Origin of the sequence: Serratia symbiotica (assembly GCF_000821185.2) — a bacterium.
Lineage (GTDB): Bacteria > Pseudomonadota > Gammaproteobacteria > Enterobacterales > Enterobacteriaceae > Serratia > Serratia symbiotica.
The window spans coordinates 1,568,613-1,589,904 of record NZ_CP050855.1 but is presented as its reverse complement, the minus strand read 5'-3'; the positions used below and the strand labels follow the sequence as shown (position 1 = coordinate 1,589,904).

At 37.1% G+C, this 21,292-nt stretch carries 21 protein-coding genes and 1 pseudogene; 12 read left to right on the top strand and 10 right to left on the bottom strand.

Annotated features, from left to right (window positions below; genetic code table 11):
• Positions 1-198 precede the first annotated feature (198 nt).
• The 4 genes from SYMBAF_RS07960 to SYMBAF_RS07945 form a co-directional block, all read right to left on the bottom strand.
• Positions 199-3,108, bottom strand: coding sequence for a type III restriction-modification system endonuclease (locus tag SYMBAF_RS07960; protein ID WP_185899933.1), 2,910 nt, complete (start codon positions 3,106-3,108; stop codon positions 199-201).
• A 2-nt stretch (positions 3,109-3,110) separates the two neighbouring features.
• Positions 3,111-5,057, bottom strand: coding sequence for a site-specific DNA-methyltransferase (locus tag SYMBAF_RS07955; RefSeq protein WP_040265232.1), 1,947 nt, complete (start codon positions 5,055-5,057; stop codon positions 3,111-3,113).
• Between the two features lie 11 nt (positions 5,058-5,068).
• Complete coding sequence (locus SYMBAF_RS07950; RefSeq protein ID WP_082026938.1) at positions 5,069-5,353, bottom strand: hypothetical protein; 285 nt, start codon at positions 5,351-5,353, stop codon at positions 5,069-5,071.
• Positions 5,354-5,531: 178 nt separating this feature from the next.
• Positions 5,532-6,803 (bottom strand): tyrosine-type recombinase/integrase, encoded by a 1,272-nt coding sequence (locus SYMBAF_RS07945; protein ID WP_040265235.1) that lies wholly within the window; start codon positions 6,801-6,803, stop codon positions 5,532-5,534.
• A 461-nt stretch (positions 6,804-7,264) separates the two neighbouring features.
• On the opposite strand from SYMBAF_RS07945, the gene SYMBAF_RS07940 reads away from it, so the two are divergent.
• The 3 genes from SYMBAF_RS07940 to SYMBAF_RS07930 all read left to right on the top strand — a co-directional run bounded on the left by SYMBAF_RS07940 (position 7,265) and on the right by SYMBAF_RS07930 (position 8,895).
• The gene (locus SYMBAF_RS07940) at positions 7,265-8,122 is read left to right on the top strand and encodes a DUF6387 family protein (RefSeq protein ID WP_040265236.1); all 858 of its coding nucleotides are present in this window, start codon (positions 7,265-7,267) and stop codon (positions 8,120-8,122) included.
• Between the two features lie 116 nt (positions 8,123-8,238).
• The gene (locus tag SYMBAF_RS07935; protein WP_040265238.1) at positions 8,239-8,445 is read left to right on the top strand and encodes a helix-turn-helix transcriptional regulator; all 207 of its coding nucleotides are present in this window, start codon (positions 8,239-8,241) and stop codon (positions 8,443-8,445) included.
• 84 nt (positions 8,446-8,529) lie between these two features.
• Positions 8,530-8,895 carry a type II toxin-antitoxin system RelE/ParE family toxin gene (locus tag SYMBAF_RS07930; protein ID WP_040265240.1) on the top strand — a complete coding sequence of 122 codons (366 nt, stop codon included), beginning with the start codon at positions 8,530-8,532 and terminating at the stop codon, positions 8,893-8,895.
• Here SYMBAF_RS07930 and SYMBAF_RS07925 read toward each other — a convergent pair.
• Positions 8,892-9,197, bottom strand: a complete 306-nt coding sequence (locus tag SYMBAF_RS07925) for a helix-turn-helix domain-containing protein (RefSeq protein WP_040265242.1) — start codon at positions 9,195-9,197, stop codon at positions 8,892-8,894. The genes SYMBAF_RS07930 and SYMBAF_RS07925 overlap by 4 nt on opposite strands.
• A gap of 138 nt (positions 9,198-9,335) precedes the next feature.
• Here SYMBAF_RS07925 and SYMBAF_RS07920 point away from each other — a divergent pair.
• The 5 genes and pseudogenes from SYMBAF_RS07920 (at position 9,336) to SYMBAF_RS07900 (ending at position 11,508) form a co-directional block, all read left to right on the top strand.
• Positions 9,336-9,577 (top strand): annotated as a pseudogene (locus tag SYMBAF_RS07920) (H-NS family histone-like protein).
• Positions 9,578-9,877: 300 nt separating this feature from the next.
• A complete protein-coding gene (locus tag SYMBAF_RS07915; RefSeq protein ID WP_040265244.1) occupies positions 9,878-10,723 on the top strand; it encodes an ATP-binding protein in 846 nt (281 codons plus the stop codon).
• Between the two features lie 13 nt (positions 10,724-10,736).
• Entirely contained in the window at positions 10,737-10,946 is a 210-nt protein-coding gene (locus SYMBAF_RS07910; protein ID WP_040265246.1) for a hypothetical protein, read from the top strand.
• A gap of 12 nt (positions 10,947-10,958) precedes the next feature.
• Complete coding sequence (locus SYMBAF_RS07905) at positions 10,959-11,174, top strand: hypothetical protein (RefSeq protein ID WP_040265248.1); 216 nt, start codon at positions 10,959-10,961, stop codon at positions 11,172-11,174.
• Between the two features lies 1 nt (position 11,175).
• A complete protein-coding gene (locus tag SYMBAF_RS07900) occupies positions 11,176-11,508 on the top strand; it encodes a hypothetical protein (protein WP_040265249.1) in 333 nt (110 codons plus the stop codon).
• 179 nt (positions 11,509-11,687) lie between these two features.
• Here SYMBAF_RS07900 and SYMBAF_RS07895 read toward each other — a convergent pair whose 3' ends face one another.
• Positions 11,688-12,062, bottom strand: coding sequence for a hypothetical protein (locus tag SYMBAF_RS07895; protein ID WP_185899932.1), 375 nt, complete (start codon positions 12,060-12,062; stop codon positions 11,688-11,690).
• Positions 12,063-12,079: 17 nt separating this feature from the next.
• Entirely contained in the window at positions 12,080-12,814 is a 735-nt protein-coding gene (locus SYMBAF_RS17675; RefSeq protein WP_237162950.1) for a DNA-binding protein, read from the bottom strand.
• Positions 12,815-14,317: 1,503 nt separating this feature from the next.
• Between SYMBAF_RS17675 and SYMBAF_RS07885 the strand changes: the two genes are divergently transcribed.
• Complete coding sequence (locus tag SYMBAF_RS07885) at positions 14,318-14,872, top strand: replication/maintenance protein RepL (protein ID WP_185899931.1); 555 nt, start codon at positions 14,318-14,320, stop codon at positions 14,870-14,872.
• A 332-nt stretch (positions 14,873-15,204) separates the two neighbouring features.
• Here the strand turns inward: SYMBAF_RS07885 and SYMBAF_RS07880 are convergent, their stop codons facing one another.
• Positions 15,205-15,363 carry a hypothetical protein gene (locus tag SYMBAF_RS07880; protein WP_185899930.1) on the bottom strand — a complete coding sequence of 53 codons (159 nt, stop codon included), beginning with the start codon at positions 15,361-15,363 and terminating at the stop codon, positions 15,205-15,207.
• Positions 15,364-15,709: 346 nt separating this feature from the next.
• Between SYMBAF_RS07880 and SYMBAF_RS07875 the strand changes: the two genes are divergently transcribed.
• The 3 genes from SYMBAF_RS07875 (at position 15,710) to SYMBAF_RS07865 (ending at position 18,594) form a co-directional block, all read left to right on the top strand.
• The gene (locus tag SYMBAF_RS07875) at positions 15,710-15,994 is read left to right on the top strand and encodes a hypothetical protein (RefSeq protein WP_185899929.1); all 285 of its coding nucleotides are present in this window, start codon (positions 15,710-15,712) and stop codon (positions 15,992-15,994) included.
• 97 nt (positions 15,995-16,091) lie between these two features.
• On the top strand, positions 16,092-16,667 hold the full coding sequence (locus SYMBAF_RS07870) for a hypothetical protein (protein ID WP_185899928.1): 576 nt from the start codon (positions 16,092-16,094) through the stop codon (positions 16,665-16,667).
• Between the two features lie 208 nt (positions 16,668-16,875).
• Positions 16,876-18,594 (top strand): AIPR family protein, encoded by a 1,719-nt coding sequence (locus SYMBAF_RS07865; RefSeq protein ID WP_185899927.1) that lies wholly within the window; start codon positions 16,876-16,878, stop codon positions 18,592-18,594.
• A gap of 85 nt (positions 18,595-18,679) precedes the next feature.
• On the opposite strand, the gene SYMBAF_RS07860 is transcribed toward SYMBAF_RS07865, so the two are convergent.
• Positions 18,680-19,390: a hypothetical protein gene (locus SYMBAF_RS07860; protein WP_185899926.1), complete on the bottom strand. Its 711-nt coding sequence runs from the start codon at positions 19,388-19,390 to the stop codon at positions 18,680-18,682.
• A 112-nt stretch (positions 19,391-19,502) separates the two neighbouring features.
• On the bottom strand, positions 19,503-20,921 hold the full coding sequence (gene mobQ, locus SYMBAF_RS07855; protein WP_185899925.1) for a MobQ family relaxase: 1,419 nt from the start codon (positions 20,919-20,921) through the stop codon (positions 19,503-19,505).
• Positions 20,922-21,292 lie beyond the last annotated feature (371 nt).

The following is a 21,292-nucleotide window of genomic DNA, read 5'->3' as shown; positions in this document are numbered from 1 at the left end:
ATGTCGTATTTAATAAGAGTTCCTTGAGAATATTCACTTCGTGAAGTGTCTGATTGCCCCATCCATGGGGAGTGGTTTACAGCCCAATGGGCTGATTGCGTTGCCCCAAGTATGGGGATATATATTCTCTCCAATGGAGAGTTCCCTTAAGGAAAAAAAGAAAGGGCCGGAAGGCCCTTTTCCATTTATAAAATGTTATCATCCAACTTGTTTAATCAGTTCAGCTATTCTGTCTGCAGGAAATTGTGTTCTAAAGTCGACTTTGACAGATTTACTTATTTGACTGAATAGTGCTTGTGCATGTTTTATCTTACGTTCTTCTTCAAGTCTTAAGCTATCCTTCCCGTCTACATTTTTTGTTTCGATAATAAAGTTTAAATAATCACCTTTTGCTGTTTTGACAACATATGCAAAGTCAGGGGAGTAGGTGTATCCACCTGCTACCGGGATCTTAATGGAGTTCTTCGGTATCTTTGTAAAAACAGCTACAGACTGGATCTCCCCATCTGATATGTTGAGCCTTTCAAGCTCTGAGTCATAAAAGACTTCTTCAAAAAGATAAGAATCTAATGGTGGTTTTGTGTTGTCATTCAATATACCAAGATCACTTGATAATACTTCATTCACAGGCTCACCGTCTGCATTAGTGAACTTTGTAGGATGAATTGAACCTGAAATCACATTATATCCAAGACTAAATTTGTTAAATGAATTGTTCAACAAATATTTGCTAAAACCAGATTTAATTTTTCTGATTGTTTGAATGTTCAGATATTCAGTGATATTGATAGTGTCTTTTATATCACAAAAAACCTTATGCAAGGTATCGTGTTTAGCAAACATAGTTTGTGACAAGTTCTCAAGAAATTCTCGATAGCTCATTGTGTTTAGTTTAGCAAAATCATCATCATCACTGACAATGCTTTTCGACATTGCCGTATCATTATGGATGTAAATTCTATCAATACGTGTATGAACGCCTGATTTAGTAAATCTTTCTGTTTCTTCGAGCATGAATGACTTGAAAATGGATAAGAATTCATTTTCGTTGTTTATTTTATACTCAATAACTGCTTTTTGATTGATCAAACCCCATAGTTCTTTCAGCTCACCGAACTTACCAACACGCATTTTAGTGCGTCTTTTTCCATCAGTGGCTTTTTTGATTTTGCTTGGTTTCACTCCTGCCGGGAAAGCCGCAGGGTATTTACCTTTTAATCGAGTATAAGAGTCAGAATCTTTAAAGTTGTCATTATCATCAATGATTTCATCATCAAAAACTTCATTCATGAGTGTTCTGGATGAAAGCTCAGGATACTGAGATAGGATTTTATCCTTAAGTTCTTGAGTAAACTTGTTTGGAAAAGTTTCTTTGAAGGAGTTATCGTTGACCTCTTTGACAAGAGAATCGACAAAATCTTTTTCCGTAAAATCAACATAATAGTTCAAAGTAAAATTGCGATCTTTAACACGGCACATGTATTCATTCACAGGAAGACGCAAACCACGCCCTACCTCTTGAAGTTTAGATGTGGTGCTACCGCTCGAACGAAGCTTACAAATCTGAAAAACGTTTGGGTTATCCCACCCCTCCCTCAACGTCCATTTAGAGAAAATGAAACGGCGAGGATTCTCTAAAGACAATAAAAGCTCTTTGTCATGAAGGATTTCGTTGATTTCCTGCTCAATTTTATCATCTTTATCGCTGTTATCTTTTGAAAAATACCCACCATGAACAGAAGATATATCTTTAACAGTTTTTTCGAGGTAGTTTCTATAAAATTCGTCTTTTTCTGTTTTTAACAGTTCATTAGCTTCTGCCAAGACGTATTCTTCGAACTTAGTTTTCAGACTTCCAGCAATATCATTACCATCACGATAACCTTCAATGTCATCAATGAAGAAAAGAGTTAGAGGCTTTATGCGTGGCCTTTGTGTAAGATACTCTTTTTCTAACTTAAAGTGCTCTTTGACAGCTTTAAGCATCATGTTATCAGCAAGCGTCTGATCGTAAGAGTAGGGGTTTATTGAACTACCAATTTTTAGTTCAATACCATTACTCAATACAGCAGTGCTCTTGTTTAAGGAATCCAGTGTTAATTCATGGATCGCACTATGCGTTTTAGATAGTGATTCATCTTTCGATAATTTAAATGTTTTTTTGTTGCCATTTTCATTCAGTTCAAATGTAGCTTCTTTGCCGTCAGATTTGACGAACTTGAGATTAGCACTACCATCACCAACAATATCTTCAATGTAAGCATCAATACCTTTAACAAGATCTTCATTGAACGCATCTACGGCTGTCAGACGATAAACTAAGTTTTTATAGCCTTCACTGAAGGTTGCACCATAACGAACAATATATTGAGCATTAAATTTCTCAATGTTTTCCCATGTTTTTTTACCTGTAGGGAACTTATGAGGTTCATCAATAATAATGAATGGTTTAACCGCACTAAGAGCAGCAAATGGTGTATCAAACTGATTATCAAGCAAACCAACATCATAAGTGTCAGTTAAAGACTTGGAGTTAATCATCCCTGAGTTGATTACAAGGACGTGTATATATTTCTTGTTAAAATTACTTGCTTCAACAAAATCATGAATAGCTTGAGGCATATACGATTTTGTGTTTTTTCCAGAGCTTTTCTGACTTTCAACAACATAAGTCTTTAGTTCACGCTCGTAATCATCTCTAAAATGTTCTTTCAAAGCATCACTTTTTAAAAAGTTAACTGTCCCGGCCTTGATCGATAGGGTAGGAATAATAATTATAAACTTGTTAACGCCAAAGGATTTGTTCAGGTCAAAAATAGTTTTCGTGTAGGTATAGGTTTTACCTGTCCCTGTCTCCATAGAAACATCAATTACGTTGCTCTTAGCATCGTAATTATCTTTTAAGTGCTCAATGCTATTGAACGCCTGAACATTTTTTATGTTGCTGTAGTATTGTTGTTCAGTAAGGCTCAGTTCTGGATTAGCTAACAGGCGGATAGAAACATTATCCGTCTGATGAGGTATTGCGGAAACAAAAACATTCATGACCGCATCAACACCTGCCTTTTGATGAGGTAAGTTCTTTTCGAATGTGAACCCTTTAGACATGATTAGTTCCTCACCACCAAATCTAAATCAATAGATTTTTTATTAGCATAACTTTTTAGTGCTTCATTAAGTTCCATCTGTTTCGCACTTTCGAAGTTGCTGCCATAAAACACGACTTTGTTAGGGGCAAAGTCTTTGTCTGAATCTAATTTTAGAAGTAAAGCTTTGAGTGACTCACTGGTAAAGTTAGGCGCAATCAGGTACAGACGACCATCGCACAAGTGCGCTTTGTAGCCATTAAGATTAATATCTTCAATTGGCGTTGTTAACAAGCTACCATCATACACACACCATGTAGTCAATAGGGTCTGATACTGCTCAGGAGTCAATACAGCATCATCAAAGAAGGTATGGTTCGATAACGTAAGCTCTGACTCATCTTTTGCTCTAAAGTCCTCAATAGTATGAATTATTTTGAAACCTGCATTAGCCGCATTATCACTTGCAGCTGAACTTTTATTAAAAACTTCCTGTATCCTTTTTTTAGTTATTTCAAAAATAGATCTATAACCAATAGAATAAGCGTGTTTTGTTTTATTTATATCTTCATCTTTTTGTATGCATATAAAATGCCTGCAACCAGAATCTTTGTCATTTAAATATGCAACAGCTTCAGCTGTCGTACCTGAACCGGCAAAAAAATCAAGAACTAATGAATCCTTCTCTGTTCCAATTTTTATAAGATCGGATATGAGAGGTACTGGCTTCGGACCTTCAAATAGTTTATCCCCTAAAAGGTTTTTAAGTTCAGTTGTTGCTGTGCTCGTACTATATTCAGGTTTATACCAAATTGATTTTGGCTTTTTAGTTGGTAGATCACCAAGAGCAGGTCGCTGTTTTTTATAGATGTTTCTACCATCTTTTATATCTATTACTATTAAATTATAATACTCATCATTTATTTTCCTCTTTCCCCATGACCACGAAAGTTCTTCACCTGTAGGGCTTACTGGATAAAGCACATAATCATTTTCATGTAGGGGCTTATCATCATCTGTTGCATAAACCTTGTTTTCTGAATTAATGAATACTGGAAACCAACCTTTTGGTCTGGATTGTCTAGAAGCATCTTGACCAGTACGTTTTAATGTATCAGCTCTTTTAAATAGGCCATACTCATCTTCATTCCACTCTTTTTCAACTTCACTTTCATCTATATCGAATTGTCCTAAATGACAAATATCTTTGTTTTTAGCATACACATATATATATTCATGCGTATCTGAAAAACCAAAGTTATCATGGTTTCCTTTGAGATTCATGATGGTAGGAAGTTTTGCAACAAAATTAGCTTGACCAAATACTTCGTCGCATAATAATCCCAACTGTTTATCTTCATTGTCATCTATAGATATGAAAATAACTCCATCCTCTTTTAAAAGTTCGCGAGCAATATAAAGGCGAGGATAAATGAAAGTCAGCCATGAACTATGGCTGCTTGAACCTTTTATAGTAAATTCAAGAATACGTGTAGCCTCATCAAGATCGATACCAGCCAGATCAGAAAGCTGTTCAGGTGTAAACTTTCGATCATCGTTATAGGCGAACCCATCAGAACCCGTGTTATAGGGCGGGTCAATATAAATCATTTTAACCTTCTCAGAATAAGCATTAACCATATGCTTCAATACTTCGAGGTTATCCCCTTTGATTAACAGATTCTGACTGTTCTTGTTCTCTTCACGTTGGTTATGATTTTTATCTTCTGTCAGCAAGGTTTTCGGTGGTAGGTTAGCCAACAGACGGGCATATGATTTGCCAAGCCAGTTTAAGCTGTATGACTCTTTAGAGAGTTCAACATCTGATGACTTGACGATCTCAAGCAACTTTTCTTGAATGAAAGCTCCGTTTTTATCAAAACACTGTGGGAAGTTAGCTTTCAAGACAGCAAGTTGTTTACTGTTAGCAGTTTCAACTTCTGAAAAAATAGTTTCTTTTTGCATATCCATTTTAAACCTGATTATTTAGTGTTCGATTTTGTGGTGTTTTTGATTGAAGCTTCACTTAGACCTATGCGTAGTAGTTCTGCAGCTGCACCATCTATGCTTTTGAAGACTCGCGCTTCGTAAGGCTGTCTGGAGCTACATAAGACCAATGGCTTACCTTCCCACTCTGAACCATCAAAAATCACGGTATACTCGCCTTTAGAGCCTTCAATTGTTGCTCTATCAAGTAGACCCGATTTGACTCTTACCTTAGCAATCGAGCTAAGGATGAAATTTCCACCATCAAGACCTGATATCATGATATTCCCTCGGTATTTAATACTGCTACGATATCAAATATTGCTGAAAAATGATAATAGAATGGTTTAATAGCCATCAACCAGTGATGGCTATTCAAACATTTTCAAAACAAAGGGTTACATACAGTTATGTGATGGGTTATCAAACAGTTAGCCGTAATTTTCTAACTCAAAGTGTTCACCTTTGGGCAAACTCAAACGGCCTGATCATACTGTTGCTATTAGCATCAAGGAAATCAGCCCACCACTGGAGCATCAGGCGGCGCTGGTCAAGGTGCTTGGCTTTGTGGGTATAAGCTGCACGGACGCTATTGCTTTCCTTGTGGCTCATTTGAAGCTCTACAGCGTCTTCTGACCACAAACCAGACTCAATTAAGGCACTACAGGCCAGTGTGCGGAAGCCATGACCACAAATGTCCTGCCGGGTATCGTAGCCCATCTTACGTAGCGCCTTGTTTATGGTGTTTTCACTCATCGGTTTGAAGCTGTCATAGCTGCCCGTGAAGATAAAACCATCATCATTGCCATCTTCATAGGTAAGCTGTTTAATTTCTTTCAACAGCGCAATTGCCTGACGGCAGAGAGGGATGAAGTGCTTACGCTTCATCTTGGTGCCACGGCCTGAATATTTCACCCCTTCGATGACTTCCCGCTGTTCGGGGATAACCCACAGCTTGCTCCTGAAATCGATCTCTGACCATCTGGCGAAGCGCAGCTCACTGGAACGAACAAATACCAGCAGGTTAAGCTGAATCGCCAGCGTAGTCAGTCTACGGCCCTTGTAGGTATCAATACGTTTAAGCAGCAACGGAATCTCTTCAAGTTCCAGAGCAGGACGGTGTTCAGTTTCAGGTTTCTGTATGGAGCCTTCCAGATCGTAAGCCGGGTTATAGCGGATAAGTTGTTGCTGGACGGCATAACGCAGGATAGAGGTGACGTATTGCTTAACTCGTGTAGCAACTTCGAGATAGCCAAGGGCTTCAACTTTTTTTATGGGGGCTAACAGATCGCCAGTGGCAAGCTCGGTAACGTCTCTGTTGCCAATATCCGGGAAGATATAGGTTTCAAGGCGATTTAATACGGTATGACGATAATCTTCTGACCATTTCTTTTTGGTAGAAAACCACGCTTTGGTAACAGCTTTGAAAGAACGAGTGCTGTCGCGTTTGGCTTTCAGCTCTTTCACTTCGGCCTGTTTCTTTACATTAGGGTCAATGTCCTGAGCAAGAAGTCTTTTAGCTTCATCACGGCGTTGTCTTGCATCAGCAAGTGAAACAGCAGGGTAAACACCTATGGAGAAGATTTTTTGCTTGCCGTCGAAGCGGTAAGCCATCTGCCAGTATTTAGAACCCTTAGGGGTAACGCGAAGGAACATACCAAAGCCATCAGTCAGCTTGTATTCCTTATCGAGGGGCTTGGCGTTTTTTACTTTAGCATCAGTAAGTGGCATAACGACATCCCCCGTTTGTTGGTAAAAGCGCAATCGAACTACCATTACCAACATTTTTACCAGCAAATGGGTATGGCTTCGAGTGGTTTTTAGTGAACGAGGGTGAACCTGAAGAGAGGGATAACCAGCTGATAGAAATGCAGAAAGCAGACGTTAGTGAACGTCTGCTTTCCTTAAATTGGCTCTCTGACTGGACTCGAGCACTGATTTAATCTCCTGTTTAATAATGATAATTTATTTATATAGTTATTTTGTTACATCATTTATGCCATCATTTTTATCTGTGAGGGATAAAAAGTCAATTTTAATCAATTGTTTACTTCACCGTTCTCTGGCGAACGCTATCGAACTCATACTCTTTTTACCACCTTCTGTCAAATTGCGCCGATTGTTTACAGCGGTAGTTGAATGACCACCTCACTGATAGTATCTATGCAGGAAAATATGTAAGTGAGGTTTTGATGAGGAACTGGTCTTCGGAATTTAACAAAAAAATCAGGAAGTGGCTGGATATAGATACTTACCGGAAGTTTGACTCCCTGACGTTGCAGGAGTTGTACTATGAAATCTGGGTGAGAACACTTTTCTTTAAAGAGAATCCGGATGAGGAGGAAAAACAGTTTTTAGGCATGTTTTATGGACAGATCGTGTCAGGAAAGCCATTTCTGGTAACGTCCGAGATGGTAAAAAACATGAACCCTGATGTGCGTCTTTACCAGCCCCCACACTTCTTTTTCACTACGACAGAAAGGCTGGCTCAAATCAGCGTGACGGCCATGCTGAATGAGATGTACTACTGGATTGGAGATAACACGTACCGTATCAATCTGGCTCACTCAGGAAAGGTGATAACAGAGGCGATGGAAGATAAATTTCCAACAAGCATACTTCTTGAAGTGGATCTGGCTAATGGGACCGATGAGGAAATCACGGAGTCCATAAAGGCCGCTTTACCGCAATGGAGAAGATTTAAAGGTATACCCGAATCTCCACCTGATCCGGTTCGCTTTGGTCATGGCACCATTAAAAAGCTGATTAACTACCGTATCATACCTATGCTGGACATTATTATATGGGCTGCAAAAAACAATCTGCGCATGGCAGATGACCGTCTCTCACGGTTACTTTATACAGATGACGACGACGACAACCGAATCCGACATGCACATCATATCAAGGACACGGACAGACCGCTGGCGATGAAAGCTGTAAAGGTCGATTTTTTGCGTCAGTTTAATCTATATATCAATAAAAACAATGAGATGAAAAACTGGAGAGTTTCAGACGTCATGAAACTCTCGGAAACAGAAGCTGATTAACTTCCGTAAACTCCCGGACAGGAAATTGCAGTCACTCCCTGTCCGGATCGTCACTCATTTCTGACCTTCACTCACCATATAATTCTCCTCGTTGACACAGCAGAGGAGAAATCAACATGTCTGAAAGAAAAGAAAACCTTATTCGTCTACCGGAAGTGATTAAAAGAACGGGTATCAGTAAAACCACAATATATGAGCTTATAAATGAGAAGCGATTCCCATCGCAAGTGAAGATCGGTGCGAGGGCTATTGCATTTATTGAAAGTGAAATAGATGAATGGATTTATAAGTTAATTAACAGTTCACGTAATAAAGCAGCCTGAAAAACTCTGGCATGTCAGTGCCCCTGATATGTCCTTTACGTAATTCTATTAAAACCGGCAGGTTTACATTTTAGAGGAAAAATTATGAAAAAATTTGCATTTATTAATGAAGCAGCAGAAAGAGAATATAAAGCATTACCGGAAGACGTTCAGGACGCATTTGGAAAGGATTTACGCCGTATCCAGTATGGACAATTAACTGAACTGCCCGTTGGTGCTATGGATAGCATGGAAACAGGTGTCTTCGAGCTTAAAATAAACGGTAGTCCGGCTTATCGCTGTATCCACATCAGCAGGTATCTTGATACGGTGGTTGTGCTGCATTCTTTCAAAAAAACAACCAACGGCGTTGACCGTAAGGCTCAGGCCGTTATGGAGAAGAGGTTCAGAGAGCTTATGTCTGGCGTAAGAGCAAACGAACGCGAGAAGAAATATAAGTCTGCGGCTTAAATCTCATTTATCCCGATGATAGCGTGGTGCAGATCCGGCATAGTCATTCTGGCTTTGAAGCCGAGAGCATCCAGCATATCGAACATGGCATCAATGGTAAAAAGCTCTATTTTGGCATTCTTCAACTCCGATATACGGGACTGACGAACGCCGAGCTTTTCGGCGGCTTCCTTTTGTGTCCAGCCTTTGTCTTTTATCAGGTTGCTGATCATGATGGACAGATCCACTTTCATTGCGATTTTATTAGCAGTGTCTGCATCATGTGTTACGTGGAAAGGGCTGTCGTAATATTTTAATGTCATAGATACCTCCGTTGGTTAATAAATGGATTATCTAATATTTTAGATAAAATGTCAATTGATTTAATTGCTTATAGTTCGCTGAGATAAAGTTTAATGTCAGCGTTGATTACTGCCTGAGTAAAAAACAAGAGGGTTAAAATGATTGATGAATTCCATATCCTGTATCAGTACAGAAAAGTCCAGCAGGCGGTTGCTAGCACTGATATCAAAACTCTGGAAAAAATTTTAGTTAAGTTCAGAAAAATAGTAGCTGAGAGGCGTGCTGAGCACTATGCAGAGATCGGGGAGGGGGCAGCAAGGCAGCTTAAATGAAGAAAATTCTTGGACAGATGGAGAGGGATGGGGTTTGTGTTGAGGATCTGTTGCTTGATCCCCATTAAGCGGGTTAGCTTATGAGCAAGGGCAGCTATGTGCCCAGAGCGGAAATTGCGAAAGTAAAGGCACGTCAGATATCTAAAAGCTCATGGTTCGTCTGGATGGGGCACTTACACTATGACATACGTAACTTTCGAACGATTCGGCATAAGATGCCGAGCATGATATCTTGAATACGTCAATTTTTAACTATATTTTTCGGTTCTGAATGAAGATTCTTTAACTTATCAGTTGCCATCGATAATTTCTTGACGGTAAAATTAAAGAATTCATTCTGTGTAATTTTAAACCCGAAAGGATTTTTGATGAGAAATTTTTTTACAGAATATGAAATCGATAGTTATAAACCAGTTAAATTATTTGGGGTAAGTGATGAATCTCAAAAAATATTTAAATTTTGTAATTTAATATGGTCTGATGATTGGGTTATAAAGAGAGGGATATATAATTTCAATCCAACTATATTACTTCATGGCTCACCTGGGACTGGTAAAACAACATTATTGAAAAATATAGCAAAACGCCTGAGTGGGGAAGGGTTCAAGTATTTTTACATAAGCTTGGAGCTATTGTTAGATAAAGATCTTGGCATGTCTTCGAAAAACTTGAATGAGTTTTTTAAGCATCTGGATAGTTTAGCATTGGCGGAAATTAAAATATTTGTTCATTTTGATGATGTAGATTCAGTCTTATGCTCAAGATATATTTCAAATGAGTCTTCTGGTGTAAAACGCTTAGTTAACACCTTTATTAAAGAGATTGATGAAATTGAGTCAATGAATTATAAATACCCTCCTATTATAACAGTAACGACAAATATGTACTCAATGATTGATACGGCTGTAAAACGTAGGTTTTCACTCAAATTCTCAATAGAAAATAACATCACAATATCCGAATTTGAGATGTGGCTTAAACCCATAATATCAGATTTGGGTATGGCAGATGATTTTGACTATTTTTCTTTATATGAAAAAATGAACCAAAAAAAACTAACAAATTATGACGTATATCTCATTATGCAGAGTGTTTTTTTAGATAAAATAGCTGGCAATGAAATTTCATTCGAAACGATAGCTCTAAGATTCGAACTAACAGAATCTTCAAATATCGGATTTGAAAACAGTAAAGCGTCACTCAGCTGCTTATAGATGGGATATTATAATGGTGAAAAAAATAAGCGCAGCTCGTAAAGCTGCTGAATCAACAATTAAGCATGAAGATCTTGTTGATGCAATAGAAAATCTTGGAAAAAAAAATGGACTAGATATAGAGGCTACTGAAGGTAATGATGAACGAGGTGATATTCGAGTCAATAAAAAAGACCTCAGTAAATTAATTCATCTCATTGATTTAAAACTACAAAATAAATAATTAGGAGAAATAATGTCTGATGATCAGGATGATTTTATTGAAGTAAAAGTTCATAGGGATGGTGTTGGTACAACTACTGCACGAAAAATAGTAAAACAAGGAGCTAAGGTGGTTGTCTCAGGACATGACATTCAACCTGGTGCGAAGAAAATTTTTGAAGAAAATGAAATCATCTATTTTGAAAATGTAGATGCAGCAGATTTAGACACAGACTCGGAGGTTGAATAATATGGATCTCGATTTCTACAAAGGCTTTGAATATCAAGACTCGGTAAGTGTTAGCAAGGAGTTATGGAATGATATCTTGGCAATAGATTGCCTTGACAAAGTAACTGATGAAGAATCACTCATCCCTGAGGGATTCGATGGTGCAGGTGAAAAAATATCAAGAATTTCACTTAATAATAAGAAAAATGAATTTCTTCTTGGTTTCTCAAGATTGTTAATAAAATTCACCTCTATCGATAGAACGGAAAAAATCAGTTCAACTATATCTCATATCTTAAAAATAATGTCATATTTAAATGATGATGAAATAACTCATTTTAGATTAGATGTTTAGATTAAATAGTACTAAATTCATGTAAAAGAACTCAGCGTTTGCTTTAAACGTTGAGTTTGAATTTCTGAGATAGTGGTTGTACATATTGTTTAAGTCTTGCTTATGTATCAACTTCCGTTTTTCGCTCATCACGGACCCAATAGCCAATCTGGGCGTGGGTGTGGCTGCTACGTAGCGCGTCAGTGGCTGATTATGGATAAGAGTAGCCTGTTATTAAAAAGCTCAGCCAGAACCATTTCCACCGCTTCTGGTTGCCACTGGCAGGATTGGTAAAGCTCCACTGGTTCGACGTTCTCTAAAAGATCGTCCCGGACTATTGACATGACAGTGCTGAAAATCTGATCTTTGTATGACAATAATTTTTCTTTATCCAGAAAATAGAACTGATGCCCGGTGAAAAGCATTCTGAGGTAGTTCAGATAATTATCCTCGAACTGGTCATGGTGGAAGCCATTAACGGAGTAATAGCGAATCAGTGATTTTTCGATAACGCTGACTATGCCGTCCTCGTCGTTATGGATGTTAAGTATTATATTTGTTTCATTTTTTAGCATTATGGTTTTCCTTATAGTTATGTAGGCGGTAACTGGAAGTCGGGGAGATCCCAGTCCTTCATATAAAACACGTTATCTTCTTCTGTGCCGTTATCCTCTGGTTTTTCTGGAGGAGGGATTAAAACTGGTTTGGTTGATTCATCTTGATCCTGAGAAGCGAAATTTTCTGTTTCTGACAGGCTCTCATTAATATCGTTCTCTGAGTGGTAAGAGTAAACATTCTGGAACATTGGATTGTCGGCAACATTGAATAGTTGCGCTTTTTGAACGTTAGGACGCTGTTTTTCGTTAATTGTGTGGTACTGGCCTTTTAGAAATATATTTGAGTTCATAAAAAGATCGCCGTCTTTGTCAATGATTATCGATTTGCTTTTGAGCTTTTTGAAAATAATAGACATGTTGGATTTCTTGATATTTAGTTCTTTGCATAGCTTTGCCTGTGAAACGTGAAAGCAGTTACCAAACTCCATTTTATTAAGAATCTTAGCTATTACTTTTAGCTCGTTGCTGGATATATCCATATTAGCGAGTTCCTCGAAGTTTTTAGTAAAAATATGAACATAGTCAATGCCTTTTGTAATAGATCTTATGCCTTCTTTTCTGGCTATATAGCGCATTTCGTTTTTATGGTTTTTGTTATGGTGCTGGTATATTTTAAGCGCTTGTGTATCAGAGAAGTGGTTTTTATCAATGTAGTCCTGTAACTGCTCCGGTGTCATTCGCTCAATTATTTTAAAGTTTATATTCTGCATGTTTTTATCCTTTATTATTATATTTGTTTTGCTATTAATGCATTTAACACTAATGTTAATAAAAAAGTCAAAAATAAATGGAAAAAGTTTAATATAAGTGGACGGTCGTCCAGAATGTCAGTTAATAACGCAACGTTATTAACGTTATATTTAAGCATAACTATGGTTATCTTTAAACATAACCGTAGTTATGTAATTTTATAACCCAGGTTATGCTTCAACATAACCTTTTTTCTGTAACTTTATGAATATAATGACAAATTCGTCCGGTAATATATTTAATATTATTAATAAAGTAAAGGGATTACAACCATGTGAGATTTTAAATCTCACCAATCGGTTTCGACTGGAAAATGTTTACTCAAGCTGGACGTCCCGCCACTTTTTATTAATGAAACCCTTTTTCTTAATTATGTTATTAAACCCCTGCACAACATAAGGTTGTGCCTGTGGGGTTCATGGTAGTTGAAGATCTTCTTTTATAAATAACAGAAGACAACAACAGAGCATTTGCTTCTTTGCCTTTTAGGGGCAACCAGCAATGCCTGTATAGGCTGAATATTTTAGCAATAACGTTTTACATAGCTACATGTTCGCTTGCTCACACTACGCGAAAATTAAAAATCTTGGATAAATGGTTGGTCTTGATTGAGCTAACGCGCTCAATCGCTAAAACCTTGGCTCTCGCCCTTAGGATTTAAATTTTAAAGCAGATTTTCTTCACCTGATGAAGTGATTTACTTCATTTTTCACCATTAAAATGAAGAGAAATCTTCACGCGATGAAGAAAATAGTTTTGACATAAAATCTATGTTTTTTAAGTCGTCAGTGCGCGTGAGCGCATAGCGGTTTTGCTGACAGTAGGAAGCAAAAACAAGAAAGCTTCCTTAACAAAGGTTTTGATTTTAAAGCAGCATATGAGCAGGCGAATATGCTGCAAAGAAAAACTAATAAAAAAATAATAGTTACGTCCTGACCTGCTGGTTGCCCCCTCAAAAGGCAAAAAAGCATGAGTCAGGGACTATGTGTGTTTTAGTTAAAGAAGAATACTGATCAAATCCTTTGAACCCAATGACGCAACCTAAAAGTTGCGTAGGTTCTTTAAATAAAAAATAAAACCTACTGACGCGGAATAAAATCCGTATAAGGTTACATAAAATGAACGAAGATCATAAGGTATTTTTACCTCATAAAAAGCAATGACGATCATCTGACGCTTCGCTATATATTAATAATGAAGAAGGAAACTGCCCTCAGACCAGATATAGCTTAAAACAGAGTTCGCGATCCGGGGACTTTAAGTCCGTGGTTTGGGGACTATAATCGATTATTATTCTCATTTAAACTCTGTGAGTTCATTTTTAAATAATATTTTGATACTTCAAGTGTCAGTCTTTGATACTTGAAATGCTATTTATTTAAAAATAAATGGACTTTAAGTGTTGACTATTAAAATAAATGTGTTAATTAAAAATATAATAACAATAATAAAAGGAAAATAAAATGTCACAGGAGATAACGAATAAATCAAGAAGAGGATTACAACGCCATGTGAAAAACCCATTTATAATGTCTGCGAGCAACAATACAAAAGGAGGAGTAAAAAGAATATCAACAGGGAAAGACAGACTTATGGTTGTTAATGAGAACACAGGAGAATATTTAGGTGGGGCTGGTTTTTTTCAATACCAAGAAGTGGATAAAACACAATTTTTAAAACTTTATGTTAATGGCGTCAGAGCGATTACTGAATTATCCTCGGCAGGGACAAAGGTTTTCGAAATATTGTACAGAGCAATGCAGGAGCAAAAGGACACCGACACAATTTTAATGTCGTATGATATTGTAGATAAAACGATTATTAAAATATCCAGAACAACTTATTTTAAAGGTATGAAAGAACTTGTAGAAAAGAGTTTCATCGCTGAAACTATGATCCAGAATTATTACTTCATTAATCCTGATTTTATGTTCAATGGTGATCGTCTGTCATTTGTTAAATCCTATATTTTAACGGAATCGAAGCAAACCAAGATGGTAAGCAGAAAAATTAAATAGCTGCATCTAACATCGCTACATTTGCCATTTATGGTCATCTGACAGGCCGTTTATAAACATAAGTGAGGAGTATTCGGCCATCTGCTAAGAGCCTATCCCAGGGTAATGGATGCTGGTTCCACCTGGTGTTCTGGTTGCGGAAAGATCACCGGATTACATGGACCGGAGCATTAAAACTTACTATTTTAAGCCCCGGTTTTATCGCCTATTGAGATAGGCTCTAAGTGGCATTGTCCTTAGTGCATTTCACCATGCTGTCAGTGACAATGGCCGGAGGTCTGTCGTCCATGAACACATTATGCAAAACGGGGGCAATATCTCAATATAGGCGGTTACGACAGCCGTAATGCTGTCCCTGGCCTTGGTTGCCAGTTCGCCAGTAAAGTACCCACCGCCATACCGGCTTCGACAAACAGCAAACCAATGTCGAGACAGGATGCACCGATAGTAGTCACCACAAGTGCGCCTGTGGCGATCCCACACAGCTTCAATCAGTCCACCGCTGACGAATGGTACGCGTTATGAGTCAAGTACCTTTTCAGAAGCTGGCTTGTTAAGTGAATAGCTGCCAGACCGGAGTGCAAAACAGTCAATTAGTCTCGCATTTCATTAATTTATTGATCTGTAATATCGATCAATATTTAAATATTGATAGTTATTGACGATTAATGGGCTCTTATCGATCGGTAATTAATTGTATCTATCGATCGATATGTTTGTTTTGATAGTCTATATCTATCATATGCTGTGGGTTTGATCGATAAAAACGATATGACAGGCCCTTTGTTCAGATCAATTATATCAATTACTTAGAGTTAATCTGGCGAGGAAAAGAGCATGTCTGAATGTCCGTTTTGTGGTACAGAAGTGCAGGAGCATGTGTCAGTGTGCAGGGGATGTGGTGCGGAAAGAGTAAAAGGTTATGTCAGCCAGCAGACTATGAAGGGGCTGGTAGTCGTTGGAACGATTATTGGCATTCCTGCGGGATTTGTCATGGCCTATCTCACCAAATCCACGCCGGTAATGGTGATTACTTTGCTCGCGTTAATGCTTGGCCCTTTGCTGATTCTGAAATTCAAAACCAAAGATAAAGTCAGCTGGATTCGTCCGACCGCACGTTAATGGCTTTGCCGACATCAAAGAAACCAACACTACTCACTGTTCTGAATGACAAGTTCAGGGCAGTGAGTTTTTTATAATCCTTTGTAGGTTATTTAAAATGAAAAAAACGATCACGGCTTTATTAGCATCTGCCGCTTTTACGCTCGCAGGTTGTCAACAGTTGTCTGACGCAACAGGGAAAGTAGGGGAGTCTATCAACTCTTCTTTATCTTCTCTGAGTGGGGTTTTAAGTTCATCAACCAGCAAGAGCGCAACTCTTGCCTCTGATAATCTTCCTGTGAACACCGTTAACGGCTTAGACGTTATTTGTCGTGATTATGAATCCAACGCTATGGCGGGTAAAAAGAACTGGATTGGCAAGAAAGTCAGCATCAGCAATGCCACTGTGTTAGAAGCGCAGGAAGCCTATGATACAATGAAGTACCTAGGTGCGCAGAGAGACCATAAAACTTACGCCATCATCTTCCAGACGCCTGATACCAACTACTGCGGTGGGGCTGTATTATTGTCTTACTATGTAGGTCAGGATGAAGATATTCTGAAATACAGAAAAGGGCAGAAAGTCAATATAACTGGTGTCGTTTATGACATTGGAGATAGGTTATTCAACACCCATAATAACGGTAATATGGCATGGAAGGTGATTAAAATGGATCATGGATTGATTCGATAAGTATATTGAATATTTAATTGATGGCAGAGGCTCTGCTATCGTGCATTTGACTACTACCTTTTTCAACTAAACTTCTGGGCTATGTTTTAATACTTCCATTTTGATATTTTTTCTACCATTAACATGGAATGCCCAGTTGTGTATTATTTGTTATTCTTGATTTTAGGTGTATAATTAACTCAATTATTCAAGAGTAAAGGTGATAGAGATGGCAGGGTTGAATACGTTCAAAAATTTGAATGTTAAGTGTGAGAGGTATTATAATCTTCTTACAAAAACGATTCCCATTAAAAAAACATTGCCAGAAGAAAAGGTAATCGATAAGCGTAGGATTGGATTCTATCTTTTTATTTTAGAATCTTTTGGTAGAGGAAAAGATATCGTTGATCTTTCACAATGTATTATAGATTCTGATTTCAATGATATTGTTTATGGTGTGGGGCATGATGATCTTGGCATTGATGCTGTCTTGTTTGATGACGAAAACCAAGAAATAAATCTCTTTAACTTCAAATATAGAGAAAAGTTCAGCGCAACATCTACGCAAGCTATTAATGATCCTTTCATAAGTTCAAAGTATTTTAACGCAATTGAAACTGAAAATCTGTCTGGTGTTAATGGAAAGGTGAAGGATTCGTTAGAGAGAATCATAGAGTTATTAAATGGAAATAATATATGGAGAATAACTTTTTATTCGGTAAGTAATGAGAGTAATAACATACGGTTAAACGATGCTCACTTGGATAGGTTAAGAGATATATATGATCTCGAAGTGAAGTCAATATCATTAGATTATATTTCAGATATGATGTCTTTAAGGCCAGAACCAATATGTGCATCAATACTTTTCGATTCTAATTGTATTATGCCCTATGTTGAACATGATCTGTCATCTTCAAAATCTTATATTGTAAGAATGAAAGCCAGTGAATTAATAAGAATTACTTCTAAAAATTCTTCTTTAAGGGATGATTATAATATTGAAGATATAAATCCTTTATCAAAAACCGAATTGGATTATGGTGTTTTATTTGATAATGTTCGTGGTTTTGTCATGAACTCAAAATATAATGTAAACATAAAAAAAACGCTAAGTAATAGTCCGTCAAAGTTATTCATGTATAACAATGGAATTACAATGGTAGCTAAAGAAATTCATTCTGAAGGTATCAATGGTAATAGAAAGCAAAAGATGAGGATAAATGATTTTCAGGTTTTGAATGGTGGGCAAACTTTACGAACTATCCATGATTTTAATAAAGAGTCGGAAAAGAATATATCTGATATTCTGAATGAATGTGAAATTCTTGTGAGGATTTTCTCTTCTAGCGGTAATGATAATACAATAAATAAGATTGCAGAATATACTAATAGCCAAAATTCAATATCGACAGCCGATCTAAAATCTTTAAGCTCTGAACAAATAGATATTGAAAATTATTTGTCAAATTATGATATTCTCTATTCTAGAAAGAGTGGCGATATAGGCGATAGTGATAAAAATTACAATTATCAAATCACAATGGAGAAATTTGGTCAGCTTTTGTTAGCGATTAAAAAAGGAGAACCGGATAAATCATCAAATCACAAACAATATATTTTTAGCAAATATTATGATGATCTTTTCTTGAATGGCTTTGATATTTCTGAATCACTTGAAATTATTAATAGATATAAAAAATCAATTGCAGCATATTATAATAGACCAGATATTTTTTTTATGGAACAAAAAATTTATTATTTAGTTTATATGATTAGTAAATATCCATCATGTAGTGTTGATGTTCTGATTAATATCCTTGAAGAAGAAATATCTTCTTTCCGTGAGGGTGATAAGACTTTATCAGATGCAAGAAAAATGATACAGGTGCGTTTCCGTGAGGGGCTTGAATCGACTCTTAAACATAAAGTTGCAAGTCTTGGGTAATACCAATAGAAGGGCTTAATTAATTAAGCCCGCTGAATGTAAAACATGTAAAAATAGCAGTGCATAGTTTAGGGAACATTAATGCTTATTTTTTCTCATCACTTATTATTTTTTTTGGCGTCTCAGTAATAACTGACCAGTTTAAATTAAATACTAGACAGGATTTATCATCAACCCTTATATAAGTTCTGTTTTTTTCTTTTTCACCACAGTCCGATATGAAAGTTGAATCTGTAAACAATGCCACTCTTATAAAATAGGGTGAAATATAAGCAACAGCCAGTAAAAAAGGAACAAGTAAAACCATTAGATAATAAAATCTGCTTGCAAATATATAATATTCTGATTTTGTAATTTTAGTTTTTAATTTTGTAGTCATGAAAAAGGATAGTTGAGCTAAGACCTGTATTGATAATAACATAAAAAGAGAAGCCAAGGCTATTAGCATATAAATTAATATTATAGAAACAGGTATTGCCATAATTACAGGTGCGTATTTTAACTTGTCCTCGCTGATGCCAATTGAGTAACTTAATACTTTTAGAGATATTACATAGGATAAAAACCAAATAAATATATTGTAAAACTTTATCATGAATGCACTTTTAGCTATTTTAATTGGTTTTTTACTTATGGGATACGTTTCTTTTAAACTGATTAAAAACATTAACGCAAAAGCAAAGTAAACATGTTGCTTTAACAGGAGAGCAGCAAGGATGATGTATGCTAAAAATATAATGACATTATGTCTTTTTTCATACAGCCAATTTAAGGTAAGTATAACAAATCTTTCCATTTTAAATTTCCCAAAAGGATACTATGATTCAGTGTTTATTTTACAAAATATATAACTTTTCATTTGGTGCTGTATCTTATTTTTTCAACTAAATTTTATCAAAAGAATAAAATTAAATGTTATTACTTTTCCATTTGAAAGACAATCTGCCTACTGATTTAAAAGTTATTTTTCTGGTTTGAGCATTTTTGTTTTCTGCATCATCTGGCAATGGCGGAAAGGTAATAGTCTTGTTGTGTTCATTTGCTACTGGTTTCTTCTTAGAATCGTAGATGTAGTTAGCATCCGTAGGCTTGGAAACATCTGCTGATCTATTTCCTGTACCCATAGCCTCCCATTGGCGCTTGGTAATCTTCAATTTCGTAACAGGGTCAATCATCACTTCATCAAGCGGGTCAGGAACAGCCGGATTTGGCACTGTGCCCGTAGCTGGTTCTGGCTGAGTTTCTTTCGTCGGACGCTTAATTAACACACTCACAAAAGTTTCAATAAAATCATATAGCTTCTGTAAATTTATCTTACGCTTACGTCTTAACAGCGGTAGCGTTGCCATTTTGGGCTTAACACCATAGTAAAGGGACATATCCTTTGGCTTAATCTCGGCAGGCTTAAAGTGGCGTTTTCTTTCTGGCATGACAAGTACAGGTTGCTGTTGTGTAGGTTTAGCCTTAACCGTCTCGATACGGAAAGTGTTGAGGTTGACGGTCATGAGATGACCCACATCACTGTTAAACAACTGCCTGAAATCGTTAGCAGCTTGTTTGGTCTGTGCTGCCTGCACCTGTTCTGCGGCACGTAACGCTTTGGCTCTTTTGGTGTGCCATGATTTACGGTCTATTCGAGTCAGCGCGGGGCGGTTAAGCTCAATGGCCTTAGCCAGTTGTTCATTAGCGATATCCTGTCTTCCCGTTTCCTGTGCTGCCTTCGCAAGAGCAATGGCTTCTTCACGCTGTGCAGCAAGAGAACGGTGATCCATACGACTTCTGGAACCAACACGTTCCAGTGCACGGTTAGACATTCTGGACCATGACGCACGCCATTCATCCATCAAATCATGCTCGTTCCAGCTTCTGTTCTTGTTGCCGAAACCTTGTGGTGTTATCTCACGCAAAGTAAGCATGACATGAGCATGTGGATTATGACCGTCAAGGTCATGGAAAGAGATGTCGGCAATCATGCCCTTACTGACAAAATTACGTTTGCAGTAGTTTTCAATCAACGCGATTTTGGCATCGTTATCAAGTTCAACAGGAATAGCGATATCAAAATAACGTGAGAGCTGGGCGTCTTTCCTTTTTTCAACTTTCTCAATTTCATTCCACAACACAGTAGAGTTTTTAATAAAATTGAAAGGTGTGTGTTCTGGCGCAAGAATGCAGTGATGGAACAGGTCGGAACGATATGAATAATCGTACACTTCTCCTGTTCTCATGTCTTCTATTCTTTCTCTTGCATTATATGCGGCAAGATAACAGGACGATTTGCCTGCGGATCTTTTGAGCATACTAAACGATAAATGAAATATTGCCATACTACAATAATTACTCCTGTTGGTTTTAATTTTTTAAAGGTGTTGACCTTTTCTGCTTTTAGTTTTTTGCAAGAAAAACTTATATTTTGACTTTAAGGCCCCCGCCAGGCCCACACGTTGCGAAGCAATGTATAAGTGGGCATTGTATTTATTTTTTATTCAGATTGCGCCGAATCAAAATAAAACAATGGTCAAGTTTTTCTTTGGATTTAAGCGCCGAAAGAAGAGGCGCGTAAGCTTTGGGGTAAAGGGATATAAATCGAAGAAGGGATGTTTCCTTAATGCTTAATTAAAATATAACCCGGAATTATCATCTTGTAAAATTTGCAAGTAAAAATAAATCTGTTATTTATCGATAAAAACGTTTAATA